At 43.1% G+C, this 20,190-nt stretch carries 15 protein-coding genes and 1 pseudogene; 3 read left to right on the top strand and 13 right to left on the bottom strand.

All coding sequences use genetic code 11. The features are described from left to right. Nucleotides 1-71: 71 nt before the first annotated feature. The 4 genes from ACXJY6_RS11430 to ACXJY6_RS11415 all read right to left on the bottom strand — a co-directional run bounded on the left by ACXJY6_RS11430 (nt 72) and on the right by ACXJY6_RS11415 (nt 6,088). The gene (locus ACXJY6_RS11430) at nt 72-3,116 is read right to left on the bottom strand and encodes an AAA family ATPase (RefSeq protein WP_458768407.1); all 3,045 of its coding nucleotides are present in this window, start codon (nt 3,114-3,116) and stop codon (nt 72-74) included. Continuing rightward, nucleotides 3,116-4,261 carry an exonuclease SbcCD subunit D gene (locus ACXJY6_RS11425; RefSeq protein WP_458768406.1) on the bottom strand — a complete coding sequence of 382 codons (1,146 nt, stop codon included), beginning with the start codon at nt 4,259-4,261 and terminating at the stop codon, nt 3,116-3,118. Before ACXJY6_RS11425 ends, ACXJY6_RS11430 begins: the two co-directional genes overlap by 1 nt. 82 nt (nt 4,262-4,343) lie before the next feature. Beyond that, nucleotides 4,344-5,327, bottom strand: a complete 984-nt coding sequence (cra, locus tag ACXJY6_RS11420) for a catabolite repressor/activator (RefSeq protein WP_456050366.1) — start codon at nt 5,325-5,327, stop codon at nt 4,344-4,346. A 290-nt stretch (nt 5,328-5,617) separates the two neighbouring features. Next, nucleotides 5,618-6,088: a YcxB family protein gene (locus ACXJY6_RS11415; protein WP_458768405.1), complete on the bottom strand. Its 471-nt coding sequence runs from the start codon at nt 6,086-6,088 to the stop codon at nt 5,618-5,620. A 237-nt stretch (nt 6,089-6,325) separates the two neighbouring features. On the opposite strand from ACXJY6_RS11415, the pseudogene ACXJY6_RS11410 reads away from it, so the two are divergent. Beyond that, nucleotides 6,326-7,936: pseudogene (locus tag ACXJY6_RS11410) on the top strand (methyl-accepting chemotaxis protein); the annotation flags it as partial. Nucleotides 7,937-8,063: 127 nt separating this feature from the next. Here the strand turns inward: ACXJY6_RS11410 and nrdG are convergent. Both nrdG and nrdD read right to left on the bottom strand, forming a co-directional pair. Beyond that, nucleotides 8,064-8,540: an anaerobic ribonucleoside-triphosphate reductase-activating protein gene (gene nrdG / locus ACXJY6_RS11405; RefSeq protein ID WP_456050363.1), complete on the bottom strand. Its 477-nt coding sequence runs from the start codon at nt 8,538-8,540 to the stop codon at nt 8,064-8,066. 9 nt (nt 8,541-8,549) lie between these two features. Continuing rightward, complete coding sequence (gene nrdD, locus ACXJY6_RS11400; RefSeq protein ID WP_458768404.1) at nt 8,550-10,670, bottom strand: anaerobic ribonucleoside-triphosphate reductase; 2,121 nt, start codon at nt 10,668-10,670, stop codon at nt 8,550-8,552. 324 nt (nt 10,671-10,994) lie between these two features. On the opposite strand from nrdD, the gene ACXJY6_RS11395 reads away from it, so the two are divergent. Next, nucleotides 10,995-11,864 carry an endonuclease/exonuclease/phosphatase family protein gene (locus tag ACXJY6_RS11395; RefSeq protein ID WP_458768403.1) on the top strand — a complete coding sequence of 290 codons (870 nt, stop codon included), beginning with the start codon at nt 10,995-10,997 and terminating at the stop codon, nt 11,862-11,864. 52 nt (nt 11,865-11,916) lie between these two features. Here the strand turns inward: ACXJY6_RS11395 and ACXJY6_RS11390 are convergent, their stop codons facing one another. Next, nucleotides 11,917-12,423 carry a paraquat-inducible protein A gene (locus tag ACXJY6_RS11390; RefSeq protein WP_458768402.1) on the bottom strand — a complete coding sequence of 169 codons (507 nt, stop codon included), beginning with the start codon at nt 12,421-12,423 and terminating at the stop codon, nt 11,917-11,919. Between the two features lie 312 nt (nt 12,424-12,735). Between ACXJY6_RS11390 and ACXJY6_RS11385 the strand changes: the two genes are divergently transcribed. Next, nucleotides 12,736-13,689, top strand: coding sequence for a P1 family peptidase (locus ACXJY6_RS11385; RefSeq protein WP_458768401.1), 954 nt, complete (start codon nt 12,736-12,738; stop codon nt 13,687-13,689). On the opposite strand, the gene ACXJY6_RS11380 is transcribed toward ACXJY6_RS11385, so the two are convergent. From ACXJY6_RS11380 to ACXJY6_RS11355, 6 genes are all read right to left on the bottom strand, one after another. Further along, the gene (locus ACXJY6_RS11380) at nt 13,670-15,052 is read right to left on the bottom strand and encodes an amidase (protein WP_458768400.1); all 1,383 of its coding nucleotides are present in this window, start codon (nt 15,050-15,052) and stop codon (nt 13,670-13,672) included. The genes ACXJY6_RS11385 and ACXJY6_RS11380 overlap by 20 nt on opposite strands. Nucleotides 15,053-15,067: 15 nt before the next feature. Continuing rightward, a complete protein-coding gene (locus tag ACXJY6_RS11375) occupies nt 15,068-15,871 on the bottom strand; it encodes an ATP-binding cassette domain-containing protein (protein WP_456050356.1) in 804 nt (267 codons plus the stop codon). Beyond that, entirely contained in the window at nt 15,868-16,695 is an 828-nt protein-coding gene (locus ACXJY6_RS11370; RefSeq protein ID WP_456050355.1) for an ATP-binding cassette domain-containing protein, read from the bottom strand. The genes ACXJY6_RS11375 and ACXJY6_RS11370 overlap by 4 nt, the downstream gene beginning before the upstream one ends. Next, on the bottom strand, nt 16,692-17,510 hold the full coding sequence (locus ACXJY6_RS11365) for an ABC transporter permease (RefSeq protein ID WP_458768399.1): 819 nt from the start codon (nt 17,508-17,510) through the stop codon (nt 16,692-16,694). The genes ACXJY6_RS11370 and ACXJY6_RS11365 overlap by 4 nt, the downstream gene beginning before the upstream one ends. Continuing rightward, nucleotides 17,507-18,451, bottom strand: a complete 945-nt coding sequence (locus ACXJY6_RS11360; protein ID WP_456050353.1) for an ABC transporter permease — start codon at nt 18,449-18,451, stop codon at nt 17,507-17,509. The genes ACXJY6_RS11365 and ACXJY6_RS11360 overlap by 4 nt, the downstream gene beginning before the upstream one ends. Before the next feature lie 66 nt (nt 18,452-18,517). After that, entirely contained in the window at nt 18,518-20,008 is a 1,491-nt protein-coding gene (locus ACXJY6_RS11355; protein WP_458768398.1) for an ABC transporter substrate-binding protein, read from the bottom strand. Nucleotides 20,009-20,190: the final 182 nt, after the last annotated feature.

The raw sequence follows: 20,190 nt of genomic DNA, 5'->3' as shown, positions 1-20,190 counted from the left end.
ATAAAAGAAGCCACTATTATAGCAATGACCTACACAAAATCATTATTTCATATGATTTATGATGTCATTCACTATTGTGAGGAAATGAGCGTAATTTTGCTGCCATGCTCACTTCTTCCTATATCAATCCTGCTTTCCATCTGTTCTTTCAATTCATTGACGTGAGAAATAATTCCTATCGTACGTCCTCCTTTCTGCAGCTCGATAAGCGACTCTATTGCAAGATCGAGTGATTCTGTATCTAAACTGCCAAAACCTTCATCAATAAACAATGTATCTAAACGAACTCCGCCACTGTGAGCTTGGACAACATCCGAAAGGGCTAATGCCAGTGACAATGCCGCGATAAACGACTCTCCTCCTGACAAGGTCGCGACATCACGTGTTTTACTGGTGTAGGAATCTTCGACTAACAAATCGAGCCCTGAACTTGCATTACCTTTATTGCGTTCATTTTTGCGCACAAGATGATAGCGACCAAAACTCATGGCTTGTAAACGAATGGATGCTTGAATTAGAACGTCATCTAGTAGTACTCCTAGCACAAAGCGATGTAAACTCACTCGAAGATGGTTTTTCCCATTGGCCACATCACTTAACGTCCCTAAAATCTTATACTCTTCTTCTAGTACCTGATTTCTCTTCTTAAGTACTTCTAAGCGCGAATGAGCGCTGTGTAGCGCATCGTAACGGGACTGAGTTTTGCTTAGCTGCGCAGAACGATTGACGAGCTCCTCGTTTGCACGCTCTATCTTCAGTTGGCTAAGATCTAGATTAGGGAGGTCTTGATCGACCAGTTCCGTTTTAATCTGTTCAAGCTGTGACGACAATTTGACCTGTAATTCATCAAAGGTTTTAATTTCAATACTTAACCTGTCTATGTCTTCTTTTTCTCTAAACGCGTTCTGATACTCCTGCAGATGACTAAATGGGCTATCCGTGAGCCCGCTTTCCCATGATTCACAATTTATATGGTGTTGGGCCGTCGACTGCTGCAGTTCTTTCTCGCCACTCGTCAGTTTGGTTTCGATAACGGTTAATTGCGTATTTAAATCCGTAACATCTTTCTGCGCTTTCTCAAAATGTTGATCGATTAACAATACCTGAGTGCGTAGTTCGCTAAGTTTAATCTCCAGTTGGTTTCGACTCACTGCTTTTATATCCACCAACATTAACGTATCTAATCGTGCTTGATAACTTGCGACTTCAAGAGCGCATTGTTCTCGTTGCTTATCAAGTGTCACAAGCTCTGCATTACCTTGCTCAACCAGAGCACGCCCTTTTTCTAAACGTTGATTAATAATGTCTAAATCGAGATTGGTGAGCTCATTGAGTCCATTATTTGTGACAGTGTAATGGCTTTCAAGTTCTGTTTCTGAACCATACCAAAGCGCCATAACATCGACATTAAGTCCTTTTATTTGTTGAGAAATGCGCTCAAGCTCTAGACGTAATGATGAGATAGTATTCTCAATCTCCTTGAGTTTTAGCTCCGACTGAGTTGCGTGTTGGCGGGCCTTATCAACTTGCTCTTTAGTGACCGTGTCACCTGAAAATTGCGCAGGTATTGGATGTTCAAGGGAACCACATACTGGACACGGGCTATTTTCACCTAAGGTCTGGGCAATATTAGCGGCTTGATTCAGCAACCACTGGCCTTCCAGTTTTAATGCTTCGGCTCTTGCACTGCGCTCTTGCAGTTGCTGTTTTTCTAATGTCTTCAACCAACCTGTTAACTGATTATTGAGTTTAGCGTCTTGTTGAGCTAAATCTCTGCGTTGAGAAAGCATCTTTTTAACCGATGACAGCTTTTCAAGTTCTAAACGCAACAGCGCAATTTGCTGCTTACTATCACTGGCGACTTTACTATCGCGTTCAAGTTGATCAAGTTTAGTTTGATAACGGACTAATTCTTCCTGTTTCTTAGTAATACTAAGCCCGGTTGCACTAAGCTTTCCATTTGATTGCTCGATACTTTTTTGTAGCTTTTGAATCTCAGAAAGTCGATCTTGTTGCTGCTCAATCTCAAATATATTTTGTTGCAATTTCGGTTTCGCTTCCAAAGCCTTAGTCGCTTTATCAAGCTCAATGGTTGCGGTTTTTATATGTTGATTTAACGTCTGTTCTTGAGCGCGTAACTTCTCTAATGTCAAACTCAAGGTCGCTACTTTTTTATCACTTTCAACTTGAGCAAGATGTAAGTGAGCAATTTTTTGTGCTTCTAACGCTCGGTCTCGCACCACTCTTTGGTCTTCAATCTCAGTGCGCTTCTGCGTATTTAGACTTATCTGTTGAGATAATTGATCTCTCAAAGCAAAACGTGAAACAAGATGTTCTTGTTTCTGATGACTACGTTTTGCATCATCCAGCGCTTTCGCTAACACATCACATTCTTGTTTAACATGTGAAAGCTCAGGAGCAAGCTCATCCAACTTGCTCACCAATTCCGGTTCATTCTCCACGCTAACTAAATCTAAAATACCTTTCAGCTGCTGATCAAATGCGTCTTTTTCCTTTCTAATTCCACTCGCTTGTTCTGCCAATGCACTCTCTAAACGACTGTAAACATTGGTGCTAAATAATTGCCCGAAGATCTGTTCTCGATCTTTAGAACTGGCCAGTAATAAATCACGAAACTTACCTTGAGGAATCACCATGACTTGGCGAAATTGATCGGCGCTCAAGCCAATCAGTTCGTTGATTTTCGTGTTCACGGGATTCGGTTTAACCGCGACAGTTTCCCAATCTTCTGACACCCACTGCTCTAAAGATGCTCGGTGCACATGTCGAGTTAACCCCGTCCCCCGCTGCTTTGGGAGCCACTGCTCTGGCTTACGTTCAATTCTAAATCGCCGCTCCCCCAATTCAAACTCGAAACACACTTGAGTTTCAGTGCCTTCACTGGCGAGATCGCTGCGCATTTGGTCACCAGTGCGCTCATTACCGGTGGTTGAACCATACAAGGCATAACAGATCGCATCTAAAATGGTACTTTTGCCACTCCCCGTCGGGCCATTAATCAAGAAAAAGGGCGTATGACCAAGCTTACCAAAGTCAATATTTTCCTGATGAGGAAAAGGGCCAAACGCAGATAGAGTTAACTTTAGTGGACGCATTATTCACCTCCACCTTGATTAATCTCACTCAAAGTCTGTTTGATCACTTCCAATTGCGAATCGGTGAGCGCTTCACCTTGAATTTCTTGGAAGAAATCACCAAACATATCGAGCTCACCACGTTTTAGCTGACTTGAACTTGGCATATCTAAACCTTCTCGCATTAAGCCCGGCTTTTCGATATGGAGTACGTTGGGATACACTGTTCGCAGTTTTTCCATAGGATCGAGCATCGCATGTTTGTCTAGCAGGCGTACTAATAGATAATCCTCTGAATGCGCATCTCTGCTCGCATTTTCGATAATAGCGGAAAGCTCACCTTCAATAACCCGAACATCACGCATCGGACTAAATTTCAACGGAGTCGTGGAAAACTCTCCATCTTCATTCAGCTCAACAATCGTCATTGACTTATTCTGCTGATGCTCTGAAAAACTGTATTTCAACAACGAACCCGAATAACGAATCGATTCTTTGATTCTCTTTTGAGGTTGATGTAAATGACCGAGGGCGACGTAATCAAAAGCTTCAAATTGACTCGGACGAACTTTATCTAACCCACCTAATGATAAGGGGCGCTCTGAATCAGATTCATCGGCACCATCCACAAAACAATGGGCAAGAAGCACATTAGGAATATTCGAATTAATGTCACGGGTAATTTCCCCAATCAAAAACTGATACATCTCATCATGGGTTTTTATTTGTACTGAAAAGTCGTTACGAATGAATTCTGGATCCACGTATGGAATACCGTAAAATGCCACCTGTTGACCTTTATTGTCTTCTAAAATTACCGGTGTTGTGATCGATTTGATTTCGGATAAGATATGCAGCCCTGAGCCACTCATATGAGAAGCAGCAAACCCCAGACGCACGGCACTATCATGGTTTCCTGGAATTAGGATAATCGGCACGTTAAGCTTTTGACAGACTTGATCAATAACCTGTTCTAACAATTCAATTGCGACAGTTGGTGGCACTGAGCGGTCATAAATATCGCCAGCAATCAGTAGTGCATCGATATCAGAATGCTCACCGAGATAACGAGTCAATTGGCGCAATATATAAGCTTGATCATCGATAAGAGAGCGATTGTGAAAGCTTCGCCCTAGATGCCAATCAGAGGTATGGATAAATTTCATGAATTAGAATGTGTTAGCCACGAATGACTTAATCATACAGCAATCAACAGCCGTTAACACAGGATGAAATGGGAGATAAATCTTATTTCTTACGCACTTTCAAGATACGTGGGATGAGTTCAACACCGGATTGGTAATTATGATCTGCAGCATCTAAAGCAAACGCTAGAGCGCTTTTCGCAAACAAGTCATATTGCTGAGGTACAGAGTTGATCCGAAATGGCAAAAAGTCTAGCAAGTTACTATCTCCAAAAGTTGCCAAACGAACCATACTCAGCAGTTCATCGTGCTGATTTAGCACATCTAATACGCCTTCAAGAAGGCTATGTGATGTACACACAATAGAATCAGGCACACACCCTTGCTCTACCCATTCTGAAAACAAGCGTGCGCCTTCTTCACGACTAAACGATTGGCCATGTGCGACAACAGAGCGGATCCCCTTCTTTTTCACCGCAAATTCAAAGCCTAGTTGTCGCTCGCGTGATACGCTTAATTCAGGCAGTGCTCCAATCAGCCCAATTGACGTGATACTTGGAGAAATGATAGAGGCAGACAAATCAAATGCAGCGCCAAAATCTTCACTAATAACACACGAAAAAAATTCATCATCTAACGAACGGTCTATCGCAATAACAGGCGTTCCGGTGTCTTGAATCGCTTTGTAAAAGCCCGTCCCATCACCTAGGGACGTTTCAACAATTAGTGCATCGACCCGACGAGTAACGAGTGCTTGTGCAATCGACTTTTCTATTTCCGGATCATCTTCAGTACTTGAGACCAATACCGTAAATCCTGCTTCACGAGCCAGCTTTTCGAATCGTTTGATAAATCGAGCGTTACTCGTATTTTCAATATCCGTAATAATCAAACCAAAACAACGGCTTTCATCGTCAGATAGTACCGAGTCAGGGCGAGTTGGCTGAGAGTTGTATTGCTTAACAATGGTCATAATTCGTTTTTGCGTCTCTTTACTGATGCGATTTTGGGCTGCTTGGCCATTGATAACACAGCTCACTGTTGTTTTTGAAACACCAGCTAGCTTTGCTACTTCACCTATAGTCATATCAATGGCTCTCATCGTATATATTCTCAGTTCGTTTTACTCGCATACATTTAAGTATAAAAATAAAACGTAGTACTACATGGCTATTTTTAATAAATGGCATCTACATCTACATTTTCCCTTGGTCTAGTAGACAATAATGAGATTTTACTTTTCATTTATGATGACTTAATTGGAGTTTAGTTTAAGATTTCTCAAGGTTCTACTTCTCCCGAAACATAATTAGTCTCAATCCCCTGCTTGATTTCACAGGTGATAAACTGCAAAAACATCTAAAAACTCGCTAATGATCAAAATTGGCGTAACCGCAGCAGTAATTCATCAATGCTGAATCCCGTTTCAGCTATTCGCTTCGGCACAATATAGAACTGTTTCGCTGAAAGAAAAATAATCACATTATGTTGATCCTCACGCCAACTGTGAATGGTATTCCACCGAAGGCGTGAACGACCTCGTGTCGATGCAATCACGACAGACTCCGGAAATAACTCAATACTATAAGGCTCTCGTACCGCTTTATGTCGTCGGTAATAGCGCCGAGCAATATGTGGCGAACCTAACCTAGCAACAACCCAGATCCCAAACCCCACGACCCCGATACTCACAATGATGGGTTTTAAAGCCAATGGAAGCCATACATACGCCGCGATAAACACGCATACAACGAACCCGCGAATAAACCAGCTCGATCGACTCAGGCGTCGAGAAAGCATATAAGCGAATACATAATCTGATTCATTGATCTGGTAAATGGTTTTCATCGTCAATCATTCATTGAAATATAGTTAAATAATAACAGAATCTTAGATGTGACACTGTCGTCCTAAACAAACACAAAAACACGTAGAAAAAATTTGTCACATTTCCGACAAAACTCAAAAGTAGCAACTAGTATATACAGGATGGTGTTAGGTAACTACTTTCACATCATACTAAAATTCTACTCATTTTATTTCTTATTTGCCCATTTTAAAGAGAACATCAGCATGAAAAACATCAAGATCAGTAAGCTATTATTGGGTGGGTTTTGCATCCCAATTATTGCATTAATTGGCTTAGTGCTTTTATCCATTTACGAAATGCAAATTATCAACCACCAATCAACGGTGATTTCAACAAATTGGTTACCTTCCGTTCAACTTGTAGAACGGATTAATACACAAACAGCTGATCTTCGTAACCAAGAAGCCGTGCATATTATTTCTACTGACTCTTCTCAAATACGCAGTGCAACAACTTCGATCAATAGTGTTAAAAACGACGTCAATGATTCAGTTAATACCTACAGCAAACTGGTGTCGAGCAGCGAAGAACGCGAGTTACTGTCGCAATTTAAGCGTCAATATCAAGATTACCTAACTATACAAGGCAACCTCCTGAGGTTATCTGAGCAAAATAAAAATGATGAAGCAAAAACGTTATTTTTGGGCGCATCATTAACTGCCTACAATAATTATTCCAATACACTTTTAAAACTATCAGACATTAACGAAGCCGGAGCTGAAGAAGCCAGTCAATACGGTGATATCATCTATGACCAATCCGTCATGATGATGGTTGGATTAATGATTGCGGTATCTGTTGGTGTCATTTTCATCGCACTTGTCATCGCAAGAAACTTAGTGACATCGATTAATACAGTGCAAAATGCAATGACCACGATGTCGGAAGGAAATCTCACGGTAAGAGTTCCCGACCAAGGAAACAATGAATTAGGAATGCTTGCAGAAGGCTATAACAAAACTGCTGAAAAACTCTCGACAATGGTAGGTCAACTCACGTCGGTTGCCGACAACGTTTCCTCTTCCTCTGAAACGTTAGCGTCGACGATGACACAGGCTGATTCCAATTCACAACAAATGCTTTGTCAGGTTGAACAGGTAGCCGCGGCCGTAAATGAAATGTCTAGTACAGCCCTAGAAATGAGTCAAAATGCCACTCAAGCTCACGAATCAGCGACCGAAGCAATGAAAAACGTTGATGGCGGTAACTGCTCGCTTGGCGATTCAGACACGATTTCACAAAAAATTGGCGATTCGGTGCGTGAATCGGCTGAAATTGTCGACCAACTCAAATCATACTCGACTGAAATCGGAGCGGTGATCGATGTTATCAACAGCATCTCAGAACAAACAAACTTACTCGCGCTCAATGCCGCTATTGAAGCCGCTCGTGCAGGTGAACATGGACGAGGATTCGCAGTCGTGGCAGATGAAGTCCGTTCGTTAGCCGCGAAAACTCAGCAATCAACCGTCGATATTCAAGAGATCATTACCAAGCTTCAAGACCAAGCGGGTAAAGCCGATGATTATATGAAATCAAACTCAAAATTAATTGATGAATCACAGACTGTCGCCCAACAACTACAACAAGCTTTTAGTGGGATATCTGAGTCAGTTAACTCTATCTCTGACATCAATACACTTGTCGCAACAGCTTCAAATGAGCAATCGAGTGTAACAGAAGATATTTCAAGCAACATTTCTGCCACCGTTGAGATGGTCAACGAAAATGTAATCGGTATCGGTGAAAGCACTAAGTTCAGCCGAGTGTTGTCTGAAGAGGCAGAGAAACAGAAACGACTCCTCGCTTTCTTCCGTAACCACTAAACCAAATTATCAATACGTATTGTGCAAAATTGACAATCTAAAATAGAAAACGGCTCATATCAAAGTATGAGCCGTTTTTAATTGTTGCTAATAAGTGACTAATAGCTCAAGAATAAGCTTAATTTCACTACTGAGATGACTGCGTTAGATAGTGAACAACCTGATTGCTGCTGCCTCGCCACTCTAATGATGGGTCAGCCAAATCTTGCTCAAACTTCCCATCAATCACAACATCTAGGTAAGGCACAAGTTGACGTTGGTGCTCAGATAATTCGCCGAGTAAGTACCCTGTCCACAGCCAAATATCCTTATCGGGGCATTCTTGCTTTACACGCTTGACCAAATTCAAAACATCTGCAACATTTTCTGGATGCATTGGATCGCCGCCGGATAGCGACAACCCTCGTCGGTAAATACGCTTATCGTTCAAGTCAGCAATGATTCGATCTTCCATTGCTGAATCAAACGAGTGCCCTGAGCGCAATGACCACGTACTCTGGTTATAACACCCACGACACGCATGTTCGCAGCCAGAAACAAAAAGCGTTGCACGAGTTCCAGGCCCGTTCACCACGTCGATAGGATAATAGTTATGGTAGTTCATACCTTGTCCTTACAAATGCTTCACTCGACGCTGCACTTCTTCTTGTTTGCCGAAGTTAAAAGGTCTCGCATCAGGACTGCCTAAATAGCCACACACTCGGCGAGTCACCGATACTTTCGTAGAGTCATGGTTTCCACACTTAGGGCAAACAAAGCCTTTGCTCGAACAGGAAAATTCTCCAGTAAAACCACACTCGTAGCACTCATCTATTGGAGTGTTAGTTCCGTAGTAAGGGACACGTGAGTAACTGTAATCCCACACATTCTCTAACGCTTCGACATTGCGTCGCATGTTCGGAAATTCGCCGTAGCAAATAAAGCCACCGGTTGAAAGATTTGGATATGGCATTTCAAAATCAATCTTATCGTACGGGTTTACTTTTTTCTCAACGTCAAGGTGGAAACTGTTGGTGTAGTATCCCTTGTCCGTTACGCCTTCAATAACACCAAACTGTTTTGCATCAAGACTACAGAAACGGTTACATAGGTTTTCACTAGGTGTGCCGTAAAGACTAAATGCGTAACCAGTCTCTTCTGCCCATTGCTCGGTTGCTCTTTTTAAGTACTGAATCACTTTGATCGCTTCTTCACGACGCATTTGATCATCAAAAACGTGGCTATCATTATCAAACAAGGCATTAATGGTTTCGTGAACCCCAATATAACCGAGTGAAATAGACGCTCGACCATTTTTAAATAGGTCTGCAATCGAGTCATCCGCTTTCAAACGGATTCCACATGCCCCTTCCATATAGAGAATAGGAGCGACACGCGCTTTGACTTTTTCTAAGCGACTAATACGAGTTTCTAGTGCTCGACGAGCGGTTAATAAACGCTGATCAAGCAGTTCGTAAAATGCGTTGATATCGCCTTTAGCTTGAATTGCTACGCGAGGTAAATTTAAACTGACAACCCCTAAATTATTACGTCCATCATGAACTAACTCGCCATTTTCTTCATAAGGATTTAGGAAGCTACGGCATCCCATTGGCGTCTTAAACGAGCCAGTTACTTCAACTACCCGGTCGTAGTTCAAGATGTCGGGATACATGCGTTTAGAAGCACATTCCAGCGCCAGTTGCTTGATATCGTAGTTTTGATCCGATTTCTTGTGGTTTAAGCCATCTTTGATTGCAAAAACCAATTTTGGGAAAACCGGTGTTTTGTGATTCTTGCCAAGACCGGCAATACGATTCTTCAAAATCGACTCTTGAATTAAACGTGACTGCCAGCTTGTTCCCAAACCAAAACCAAAGGTAACAAACGGTGTTTGACCATTCGCGGTGTGCAATGTATTAACTTCATACTCTAACGACTGAAATGCGTCATAACACTCTTTCTCAGTTCGCTCTGTCGCAAACTTTTCTGGGTTATGAATGTCCCACTCCATCGCGATTTCGAGGTTCTTATCGTAGCTTGCAGTAACATAAGGCGCGAGAATTTCGTCGATACGGTTAATCGTGGTACCACCGTATATGTGGCTCGCAACTTGAGCAATAATTTGTGCGGTAACCGCTGTCGCAGTAGCAATAGATTTAGGCGTATCAATCTCAGCATTGCCCATTTTGAAACCGTGGGTAAGCATACCTTTTAGGTCAATCAGCATGCAGTTAAACATTGGGAAGAATGGCGCGTAATCTAAATCATGATAATGCAGCTCACCTTCTTCGTGCGCTTGCACAATATCTCGCGGTAAGATGCGAGTTTTCGCGTAATGTTTTGCCACGATACCAGCAAGTAAGTCACGCTGAGTTGGAATCACTTTACCGTCTTTGTTCGCATTTTCATTGAGTAGGTCAGCGTTGCTTTCTTCGATCAACCCCTCAATTTCTCTCGTCAATGCACTTTGCTTCTCACGGGAAACATCTCTATCATGACGATATTCGATGTAAGAACGCGCTAATGTTTTGTACGGTCCTTGCATCAATTCGTTTTCAACCAGAGTTTGGATGTCAGCGATGTGAACCTGCTGTTTGCCTTCGAGTTGTAGTTCGACAGCCAACGCTACATTGAGTGCGTAAATGGCAATCTCTTTGTTTCCGTGGTCTGCAGCCGCTTCGACAGCTGCTTGGATACGATCTCGGTTAAATACAGCGCTTGATCCATCACGCTTAATCACTACTGGTTTCATTATATTCTCCTTCCCTTGATTTTTTTGTTGCATCGGCAGATACACTATATAGGGATTTATATTTACTGTCTGACACTATATGTTGTGGTGTATTAAACTCTAATCACCTAGACATGTATTGATTTAGATCAAGAAAATTTAGCTCTTGGATAAGATAGCTACGATCTTTTATCACAGGTCTCATTTAGTGAAAATTTATAATGAAACTCTATTTTTGTGAGAGATAGCGAAGTATTTTCGTCAGGCTTTCTGCATAAGGCTTTGCACAAGATCAACCGGTTTTAGCAAAATTTAAGTTCTACAATCAACCAAAGGAGTCTGCCATTGTCGATACAAAACCCTCTTGTATTATTCGCTTTACTTAGCACAGCATTTAACGTTAACGCGCAGTCGCTAAATATAATGAGTTGGAATTTTGAATGGCTGAGTTCGACACAGGCAACCCAGGTTAATGAATCGAAACGTTCTAAAGCCGATTTAAATGCATACCGAACCATTATTGAAAAACGCAAGCCGAATGTTATTGCCTTTCAAGAAGTGAACGATTTAGGAGTATTAAACAAAGTTCTCGGGAAAAACTTTAATATCATCATGTCCGACCGAGCAACGTCATCAAATCAATCTCTCCAATATCGCGATATCAATCAATATACTGGTGTCGCCATCAACAAATCGCTCACTTACAGTGATCCAAAAGATATTGTTCTCTCTCCCAACAGAAAACTGAGATTCGCAAGCTACGTTGTACTTGAACCCAAAAATTCGTCACCGATACATCTGCTCTCAGTACATTTAAAAGCTGGGTGTATTGGAAAATACCTATCAAAAGAAGAAAGTTGTGTGACCCTCAAACAACAAAGCAAGCAGTTACATGAATGGATTAACCAAAGGAATGCGAAAAATCAGCCTTTCTTAATCCTTGGTGATTTTAATCACGATCTCACCTATCGTGGGGATTGGATGTGGAGAGAAATCTCTGCGGATACCAAGCCATCACCGAACCTGTTATCAAGTAAGCTAGAATCCGAATGTGTTCCGAGTGGTAAGACGAAACGTCATCGCTATCTGGTCGATCACATGATTGCCAGCTCAGATATAAGCGCAAAATCGATCTCTCAAATTCTGTATTCACTAGAAGACCAGAGATATCAATTGAGTGATCACTGCCCTCTTGCGGCAACGCTTAATTATTGAAATGAGAATGTCAGCATATGTCGGACTTAGCAGAGTACGATTGCTCTTCCGTTTACACTAACTCGCTTTCAACTTTAGTGAAATGAACAATTTTGTTGGTGATAAGCATAATTAACAACACACTAGCACCAAAGACAAATAAGCCAAAATGAATTTGAATACTGGCTATCGCTCCCAATTTGACGGAAACAATCAAGACCGCAACCACCATGACATCAAGCATGGCCCATCGACCATACTCATGCATAAGGTTTAAGAATTGTTTTGTCTTTCGTGATGATCTGTTACGGGGTAATAAGAGATTATAAAGTACGTAAATCTTGAGTAGTGGCAGTAGAATACTAAACCCAGCGACAACCAGAAACAAAACGAAATGACCGCCAAGCAGCAACTCAAGCGCGCCGAAAAGCACCGAAAAGGAATTTTCAAAGACAAAAAACTTAGTAACGGTCATCATCGGAGTCACAATACCAATGGCAAAGAAGATGGTAGCCGTAAGTAATAACCAACGTAACTTTTTAGCTTCAATAGCAGGAATTAGAACTGATTCATCTTTCATTGGTTGCGCTTTAATCGGGGATCTCCTCTGCCATAAAATGCTAACAGCCCGTAGTAAATCTACTTAGTTTACATCGCTTTTCTAGCGGTTAACTCGCTCTAAAGCTGTTCGATAATAGACTTCCAGCTAACGTTAGGCAACCGGTGTTCAAGACTCAAGCTCAAAAAATAGTGAACAGTGAATTCGATGCAAAAAATTCATGGGTTTTTATGCTTAAATAACTGGCTTAAATTATTTCTCATTGTTAGGTTAGGAAATCAAATCGTGAATGACCCATTAAGCGATCAACTATAATGCGCAAGGAGCTGGAGTATGTTGGATTCTATCTGTGATGTCCCTGGAATTAAAGTAGGGCATGCTCAAGATGACCAAGGCGGAACTGGATGTACGGTGATATTACCCGATTTAGATGCGGTCTGTGGTGTCGACGTTGCAGGTGGTGGTCCCGGAACTCGTGAAACCGATGCACTCAATCCTGTCAACCTAATCCAAGGAGTCCATGCCGTCTATTTAGGTGGTGGCAGTGCTTATGGACTTGCCGGCGCAGATGGCGTAATGAGTTGGTGTGAAGAGCATGGCAGAGGGTATGACGTCGGTGTGGGTGTTGTTCCAATTGTTCCAAGTGCTGTTCTGTTTGATTTACCTGTTGCTGATTATCATGCTCGTCCCGATAAAGCGATGGGATACCAAGCGTGTGTTAACGCCACCGATGACGAAGCTCGCTGCGGTAACGTCGGTGCAGGCACAGGTGCATCGGTCGGTAAAACTAAAGGAATAGAGTTTGCAATGAAAGGTGGACTCGGTACTGCGAGTCTAAGATGTAACGATATCGTAATTGGGGCAATTGTAGCAGTAAATAGCTTAGGTGACGTTATCGATCCCTCTTCTGGAAAAGTGATTGCTGGAATGTTAACGGAAGATAAAACTCATTTTGCCGGCACGATCAATGTATATAAAGAGATAATATCAACTGGGATTAACCCAAAGATGTCAAATACCACCATTGGCACCATTGCAACCAATGCGAAATTGACAAAAGCGCAAGCCCAAAAAGTATCAATGATGGCACATGATGGTTTTGCTCGAGTAATTAACCCAATACACACTCTTCATGATGGTGACACCATATTTACGCTTTCCACGGGTGAATATGAAGCAGACGTGTCTGTTATCGGTGCTCTTGCTGCAGAAGTCATGGCTACCGCCGTACTGAAAGCAGTTCAATCAGCCGAAACGCGCTATGGTATTAAAGGGATGGCCAATTAATCGCTCCACGCCACTGTTCATAGGCTTTTGCTAACGCAATCACTTTAAGATCATCAAATCTTGGAGCGACGATCTGCAAGCCAATAGGCATTCCTGATTTGGAGAACCCACAATTAATTGATGCCGCTGGCTGCTCTCCCATATTCCAAGGAACAGTGAATGCTATGTGTTCAAAAGGCTTTTGTGGATCATTCGTCGGTGAAGCCCAGTCGGCCGGATATGAAACATTAGGATTCACAGGTGAAAGGACGATATCAACTCGATTAAACACCTCAGCGCATGCATCCCGCATCGCCATTGTGCCGTCGAAACCTTTAACTACATCAAGTGGGTTTGCATCTCCGCCCGTTTTTGCCCATTCATAAATATAAGGCAAAATAGTCGCTCTTTTCTCAGGCGTGAGTTTTAGCATCGTGTCCCAAAAGCGAGCTCGCCAAAACACATCTAAACCATCTAGGTGTTCACGTTTTAATACCGGTGCTAACTCGATAATCTCCGCCCCTTCAGCTTCAAATCGCTTTGCTGCTTCAATCACTGCTGCCTTGACTTCTGGCTCAGCGTCAATGCCGCAACCAGCATCCAACATTAACCCAATTTTCATTCCTCGAATCGATGCCGCAGAAACATCCCAGTCCAACTTCTGGTAATTCACAGAAGTGGTATCACGGCGATCTGGTCGTGAAATCGTTGGCATCACCATAACCGCATCGTCAACAGTACGCGTCATTGGTCCAGCTGCACGCCCGGTATAATAGGGATAAATAGGAATACGCCCAAGTGTTGGCTTAAAACCAAACAGCCCAGTCCACCCTGCGGGAAGGCGTACTGACCCACCAATATCTGTACCGATATGCAATGGCCCCAACCCTGCCGCTGCTGCTGCCGCGGCTCCAGCTGATGAGCCACCAGGATTCTTAGTCAAATCCCACGGATTGCGACTTAAATGATGAAAGGTAGAGAGTCCGGAAGAGAGCATCCCATAATCTGGGCATGTTGTTTTCGCAAAGATAATCGCACCGTCCTCTTTTAAACGTGCAGAGGTTGGAGCATCTTCTTCAGCAGGAGTTTTATCACTGGCAGCGGTCCCCATGGGAATCGGATCACCTTTGGTCGCGATCAACTCTTTCACCGTTACAGGAACTCCGTCAAGCTTGCTCAGAGGTTCTCCTTTTAACCAGCGAGTCGTCGATTGTGTGGCAAGTTTCAATGCTTGTTCAGGTTTAAATGCATATAGAGAGCAAATTTTAGGTTCTACTCTTTCAACTTTCTCTATTAACCAATTCATATACTCAGTCGGACTGGTATCACCACTCGCATACGCTTGCACGAGGGTTCGAGTATTGAGCTTTGAAAAATCCGTCATTGTTTAATATCCCTATCAAATATCCCTATGGCCTTTACGACCAATATTATCCAACGTCAACTCAGCAGAAAGAAGGCGTTTGGTGTAGGCTTCTTTCGGGTTATCAAGCACTTGCCTAACAGGCCCCGCTTCAACGACTTTCCCCGATTGCATCACCGCGACACTGTCACAAATCGCATCAACCACCCCAATGTTATGAGTGATAAAAAGTACAGAGATACCATGCGTGTCACGCATTTTAAGAATCAATTTTAGAATCTGAGCTTGAACGGTAAGATCGAGTGCAGACGTAGCTTCATCAGCAACGAGCAACTTTGGCTTGGTAATCAGCGCTCGTGCAATCGCAATGCGCTGACGTTGTCCACCGGAAAACTCATGGGGGTATTTATCCATATCAGAAGCCGATAGCCCAACCTCTTCAAGAAGCGTTGTAACTCGCTCACGCAATGCTTTCCCTTTAGGTGGGTTCTCTTCCAAGTGCAGAGGTTCAGCGACGATTCGACTCACTTTATGACGCGGATTTAATGAGCCATATGGGTCCTGAAATACCATCTGAAAGTTAACCCTCATGGTTTGTAATCGAGCCGCTCGTTGCTTGAAAAGATCCCACGTTTCAAACAATATGTTTCCTTCTGTGGGTCTATCGAGTGCCATCACCATACGGGCCAACGTCGATTTCCCAGAACCACTTTCACCGACAACGCCGAGAATTTCACCCTTTTTAAGCGTTAAAGTGACATCATTAACGGCTTTAATCGTGGTATCTGCAAGCTTGAACTCGCGCGAGACACCGATGACTTCCAAAAGTGTTTCACTCATACCACTTCTCCCTGATTCACTTGCGTCAAGGTCGCATTTTCACGAACTCGCCGGGGTTGAGCATCGATCAGTTGTCGAGTGTATTCTGAGCGAGGGTGGCGCAATATCTGTGCGGTTTCCCCCTGCTCCATTTCATTTCCTTGGTACATCACTAACGTACGGTCTGCAATGCGAGCAATCACCCCTAAATCATGTGATATCAATATCAGAGCAATCCCCAATTGACTCACTAAATCGTCAAGAATATCGAGGACTTCTGCTTGCACCGTAACATCCAGAGCAGTAGTCGGTTCATCGGCAATAAGTAAATCAGGCTCTAAAGCCAACGCAATTGCGATACCCACTCGTTGACGTTGTCCACCGGACATTTCATGCGGATATACGTGCATCTTTCTTTTTGCATCGGGAATTTTTACCATATCTAATAGTCGGATCACTTCCGCATTTGCGTCTGAACGACTCATTTTACGGTGTAGCCGTAGCCCTTCGGCAATTTGCGCTCCCACTTTCATCGCGGGATTTAATGCGGTCATCGGCTCTTGAAAAATCATACCGATTTTAGAACCCCGTAATCGGCACATTTGCTGTTCGGATTTAGACAAAATATCTTCATCGTTAAACAGGATTTCGCCTGTAGCCTTGGCTGTTTTAGGCAATAGTCCGATCGTCGCTAACGATAAAACCGATTTCCCAGAGCCGCTCTCGCCAACGATACCAAGAGTTTCACCCTTCGCGAGAGACAAGTTAATACCATGAACAACTTCGACTTCTTGGTCGTTTTCATTTTTAAACTTGACTCTTAGGTCTTTAATCTCAAGCATCATGTGGATTGTTTCCGTCTCGGATCCGTTAAGTCTCGCAACCCATCACCTAATAAATTTAGCCCCAAAACCGCAATACAAATCATCAAGCCCGGAACAAAGACTAAGTGGGGAGCAACTGAAAGATAGGTTTGTGAATCGGCTAACATTCTTCCCCAACTCGGTGTCGGTGGCGCGACGCCAAGACCAAGAAAAGAGAGGCCAGCTTCGGTCAAAATTCCGAGTCCTGTTTGAATCGAAATCTGTACAATAATTTGGGCCGCAATATTTGGGATAATGTGTTCAATCGTAATTCTAACGTGACTCTTTCCTGCCATTCGTGCCGCAAGTATGTAATCTCTGGCCCATATTTGTAATGCTGCCCCACGTGTCACTCGGGTAAAAACGGGAATCATAAACAACGCGATCGCGATAACAATCGTAACAGGCCCACCGCCTAGAATTGCAGCCAGCAATATTGCTGAAAGCACCGGTGGAAATGCAAAAAGAACATCATTTACCCGCATCACCAATGACTCAAATACCCCTCTTTTCGAGGCCGCTGTCACTCCAAGGACAGTACCGATAAATCCGCCAATTGCGATAGCGGAAAAGGCAATACCCAGTGAAACCCACGCTCCACTCATTATCATTGAGAGCTCATCACGCCCAAAATGATCCGAGCCCAATAGCCCCCCGACTCCCGGTGGCTTTAATCGATTAACAATATTAATTGCGGTTGGATCCGACGGTGTCCAAAATTGGCTCAATATCGCTGCAATAACAAGCACAAGGGTGATGCTTCCACCAACCATGAGCGACCAAGGGTAGCGTTTCATTGGCGGCTCCTGATACGTGGATCTAAAACCGTATAAAGGGCATCGACAACAAAGTTCACAATCATCACAATAGCGGCAAAAAACAACACAACGTTCTGAATTACAATAAGATCACGTTGTGCTAAAGCTTGATACGCCAACGTCCCCATACCGGGTAAGTTAAAAACATTTTCGACCAAAACGGCACCCGCGATTAAGACAGAGATCTGCATCCCCAACATTGTCACCACTGGGATTAAAGCATTCGGCATTACATGACGCCACAACACGTAGTTCGGAGTTGCGCCTTTCGCTCTCGCCGTACGCACAAAGTCCTCATTGATAACTTCAATAACCGCTACCCGAGTCACTCGAGTTAATACCGCCGCTTGTGGAATGGCGAGTGCGATAGAAGGCAAAACCAACGCTTGTATAGCAAGCCAAAAATTCCCTTCCCACCCAGGAAAGCCACCTGAAGGAAACCAGCCAAACGTTAATGAAATCCCCAAGATAAGCAGTAAACCTATCCAAAAATTAGGGACTGCAATGCCTATTTGAGAAAAGAACGTAGCAAACATATCAATAGGGCTATTTGGTTTTGCCGCTGCCATCACCCCTAATGGCAAAGAGATGAGAACAGAAAGCACGACGGCAATTAAGGTAAGAGGCAATGTAACCGCGAGACGTTCTCCAATAAGCTCCGACACAGCGGTAGAATAGGTATAAGAATTGCCCAAATCTCCCTGCAATAGTCCAGTTAGCCATATGAAATAGCGCGCCAAAAGCGGCTGGTCCAATCCAAGTTGCGCTCTTAGTGCTGCCAACGTATCGGGTTCGGCGGACATACCCAAAATAATTTCCGCAGGATCGCCGGGGACAGCTTCCATAACCAAAAAAATGACAAAAGACACAATCAATAACGTTATGACTAGCCTAGAAAAAGAGTGGAGAATATGCCGCATATATTTTCTATCCTAAACCTTCAATCAGACTGGGTGCTCGCACAATATCGCAAGCACCCTAGTTCATCAGTTTTTCCAATACACGTCAGTTAAATCGTTAGAAGGAACAGGCTCATTGGTCCACATCCCGACGAGATCTTTTTTCCAAATACCAATTTTAGGAAAGGCATATAAAAAGAGAGAAGGGACATCATTCGCGAGAATTTTCTGAGCATTTTGATAGCCAGTAATTCGATCCGTTTCCGAAGTTGCATCGGCGATATCAGCCATAGCTTGATTAAATTCAGGGTTCTGATAATTGAAGTAGTAAGGATCTCGAGCATAAATTCCGATATCAAGCGGCTCTGCGTGACCAATGATCGTCATATCATAGTTCGTATCCTTAAATACATCTTGCACCCACTTAGCAGGAAACTCCGACGACTCTATGTTCATCGTGACACCAATCATAGAAAAGTATGCTTGCATTATTTCTGCTGCACGCTCGGTATAAGGTCGAGTGGGAACTTTGATTGTGAAAGCGAAACCATTTGGATACCCAGCTTCAGCCAGTAGTGCTTTCGCTTTAGTTGGATCGTACGAGAAAATCTTGGTCAAATCTTCGTAACCAGCATCTGAAGGAGAATAATGACTTCCAATCTGCTTACCTAACCCTTCACTTGTTGCATCGATAATTGCCTGACGATCAATAGCCATCATTAGAGCCTGACGAACACGAACATCATTAAACGGCTTTTTGCTATTATTCATTCCAGCAATCACTTCCATGCTCGTCGTTCCAATCACGGTGTCAAATGCGCTGTTGGATTTAAACTGACTAACAAGTTCCGGTGCACTAAATTCTGGCATCGCATCTATGCCACCAGAGTTGAGCGCCGCTGCTTGAGCTTGAGGATCACCAATGAAACGAAACGTCACTTTATTCAGTTGTGCTGGTTTTCCCCAATACTCTGGGTTTTTCACCAACGAGACTTGATTACCCTTCTTCCATTCATCGAACTTAAATGGCCCAGTTCCTATTGGTGAGGTTGAATTCGATGCTTCACTTGAAGGCTCTATCATTACCGCAGCTGGGAAACCCAACCAATAAAGTAAATCAGAAGATGGCTTAGATAACGTTAACACCAAAGTATCAAGATCAGGTGCCGCAACGCTTTCAATCGATTTAAACAAGGATTTTTGTGGGTTGATTGAATCATCGGCAAGCAATCGGTCAATGGTATATTTCGCGGTCTTTGCGTCAAACGCAACCCCATTTTGAAAGCTAACATCATCTTGCAGATCGAACGTATAAGTCAGCCCATCTTCCGAAATTGACCAGCTTTCCGCCAGTTCAGGCTCAATGTCCCCGTCCTTTCCTATAGTGACTAATCCTTCGAATAGGTTTTGCCAAACCACTTGGCCAATAGCAACAGGAGCTGCAGAAGTAGGATCAAGCCCTGATGGTTCAATACTCATACCTAAAACAAGATCGGTGCGTGCCGCCGCATGCACCGAACTTGTAGTGAGCATAGCGATAACAGTTGCAGCAACAAAAGAACGAATCTTACAAGTCATACATGGATTCCTTTCCGGTTGTTTTAAAAGGTTTTATTTAATATCCCTACCATGCCTGAGATTTCAGTGTAATTGCAATCAGTTTTATTAGCACACAGTAACACTAAAACCGTAACACTGATTTTGCGGCGTATCAGAGGGAGCGATGTCTTATTATAAATGAAAGTTGGAATAGCTTATCA

Source organism: Vibrio phycocola, assembly GCF_054404255.1.
Note: the sequence above shows the minus strand (reverse complement) of the source record. Positions and strands in the feature narration are given on the sequence as shown.

Coding starts and splice junctions, on each gene's coding strand:
- ACXJY6_RS11360 (WP_456050353.1), bottom strand. CDS start 18,451: ATGCGGCATATTCTCCACTCTTTTTCTAGGCTAGTCATAACGTTATTG.
- ACXJY6_RS11385 (WP_458768401.1), top strand. CDS start 12,736: ATGTTGGATTCTATCTGTGATGTCCCTGGAATTAAAGTAGGGCATGCT.
- ACXJY6_RS11365 (WP_458768399.1), bottom strand. CDS start 17,510: ATGAAACGCTACCCTTGGTCGCTCATGGTTGGTGGAAGCATCACCCTT.
- ACXJY6_RS11425 (WP_458768406.1), bottom strand. CDS start 4,261: ATGAAATTTATCCATACCTCTGATTGGCATCTAGGGCGAAGCTTTCAC.
- nrdD (WP_458768404.1), bottom strand. CDS start 10,670: ATGAAACCAGTAGTGATTAAGCGTGATGGATCAAGCGCTGTATTTAAC.
- ACXJY6_RS11375 (WP_456050356.1), bottom strand. CDS start 15,871: ATGAGTGAAACACTTTTGGAAGTCATCGGTGTCTCGCGCGAGTTCAAG.
- cra (WP_456050366.1), bottom strand. CDS start 5,327: ATGACTATAGGTGAAGTAGCAAAGCTAGCTGGTGTTTCAAAAACAACA.
- ACXJY6_RS11355 (WP_458768398.1), bottom strand. CDS start 20,008: ATGACTTGTAAGATTCGTTCTTTTGTTGCTGCAACTGTTATCGCTATG.
- nrdG (WP_456050363.1), bottom strand. CDS start 8,540: ATGAACTACCATAACTATTATCCTATCGACGTGGTGAACGGGCCTGGA.
- ACXJY6_RS11390 (WP_458768402.1), bottom strand. CDS start 12,423: ATGAAAGATGAATCAGTTCTAATTCCTGCTATTGAAGCTAAAAAGTTA.
- ACXJY6_RS11415 (WP_458768405.1), bottom strand. CDS start 6,088: ATGAAAACCATTTACCAGATCAATGAATCAGATTATGTATTCGCTTAT.
- ACXJY6_RS11430 (WP_458768407.1), bottom strand. CDS start 3,116: ATGCGTCCACTAAAGTTAACTCTATCTGCGTTTGGCCCTTTTCCTCAT.
- ACXJY6_RS11370 (WP_456050355.1), bottom strand. CDS start 16,695: ATGATGCTTGAGATTAAAGACCTAAGAGTCAAGTTTAAAAATGAAAAC.
- ACXJY6_RS11380 (WP_458768400.1), bottom strand. CDS start 15,052: ATGACGGATTTTTCAAAGCTCAATACTCGAACCCTCGTGCAAGCGTAT.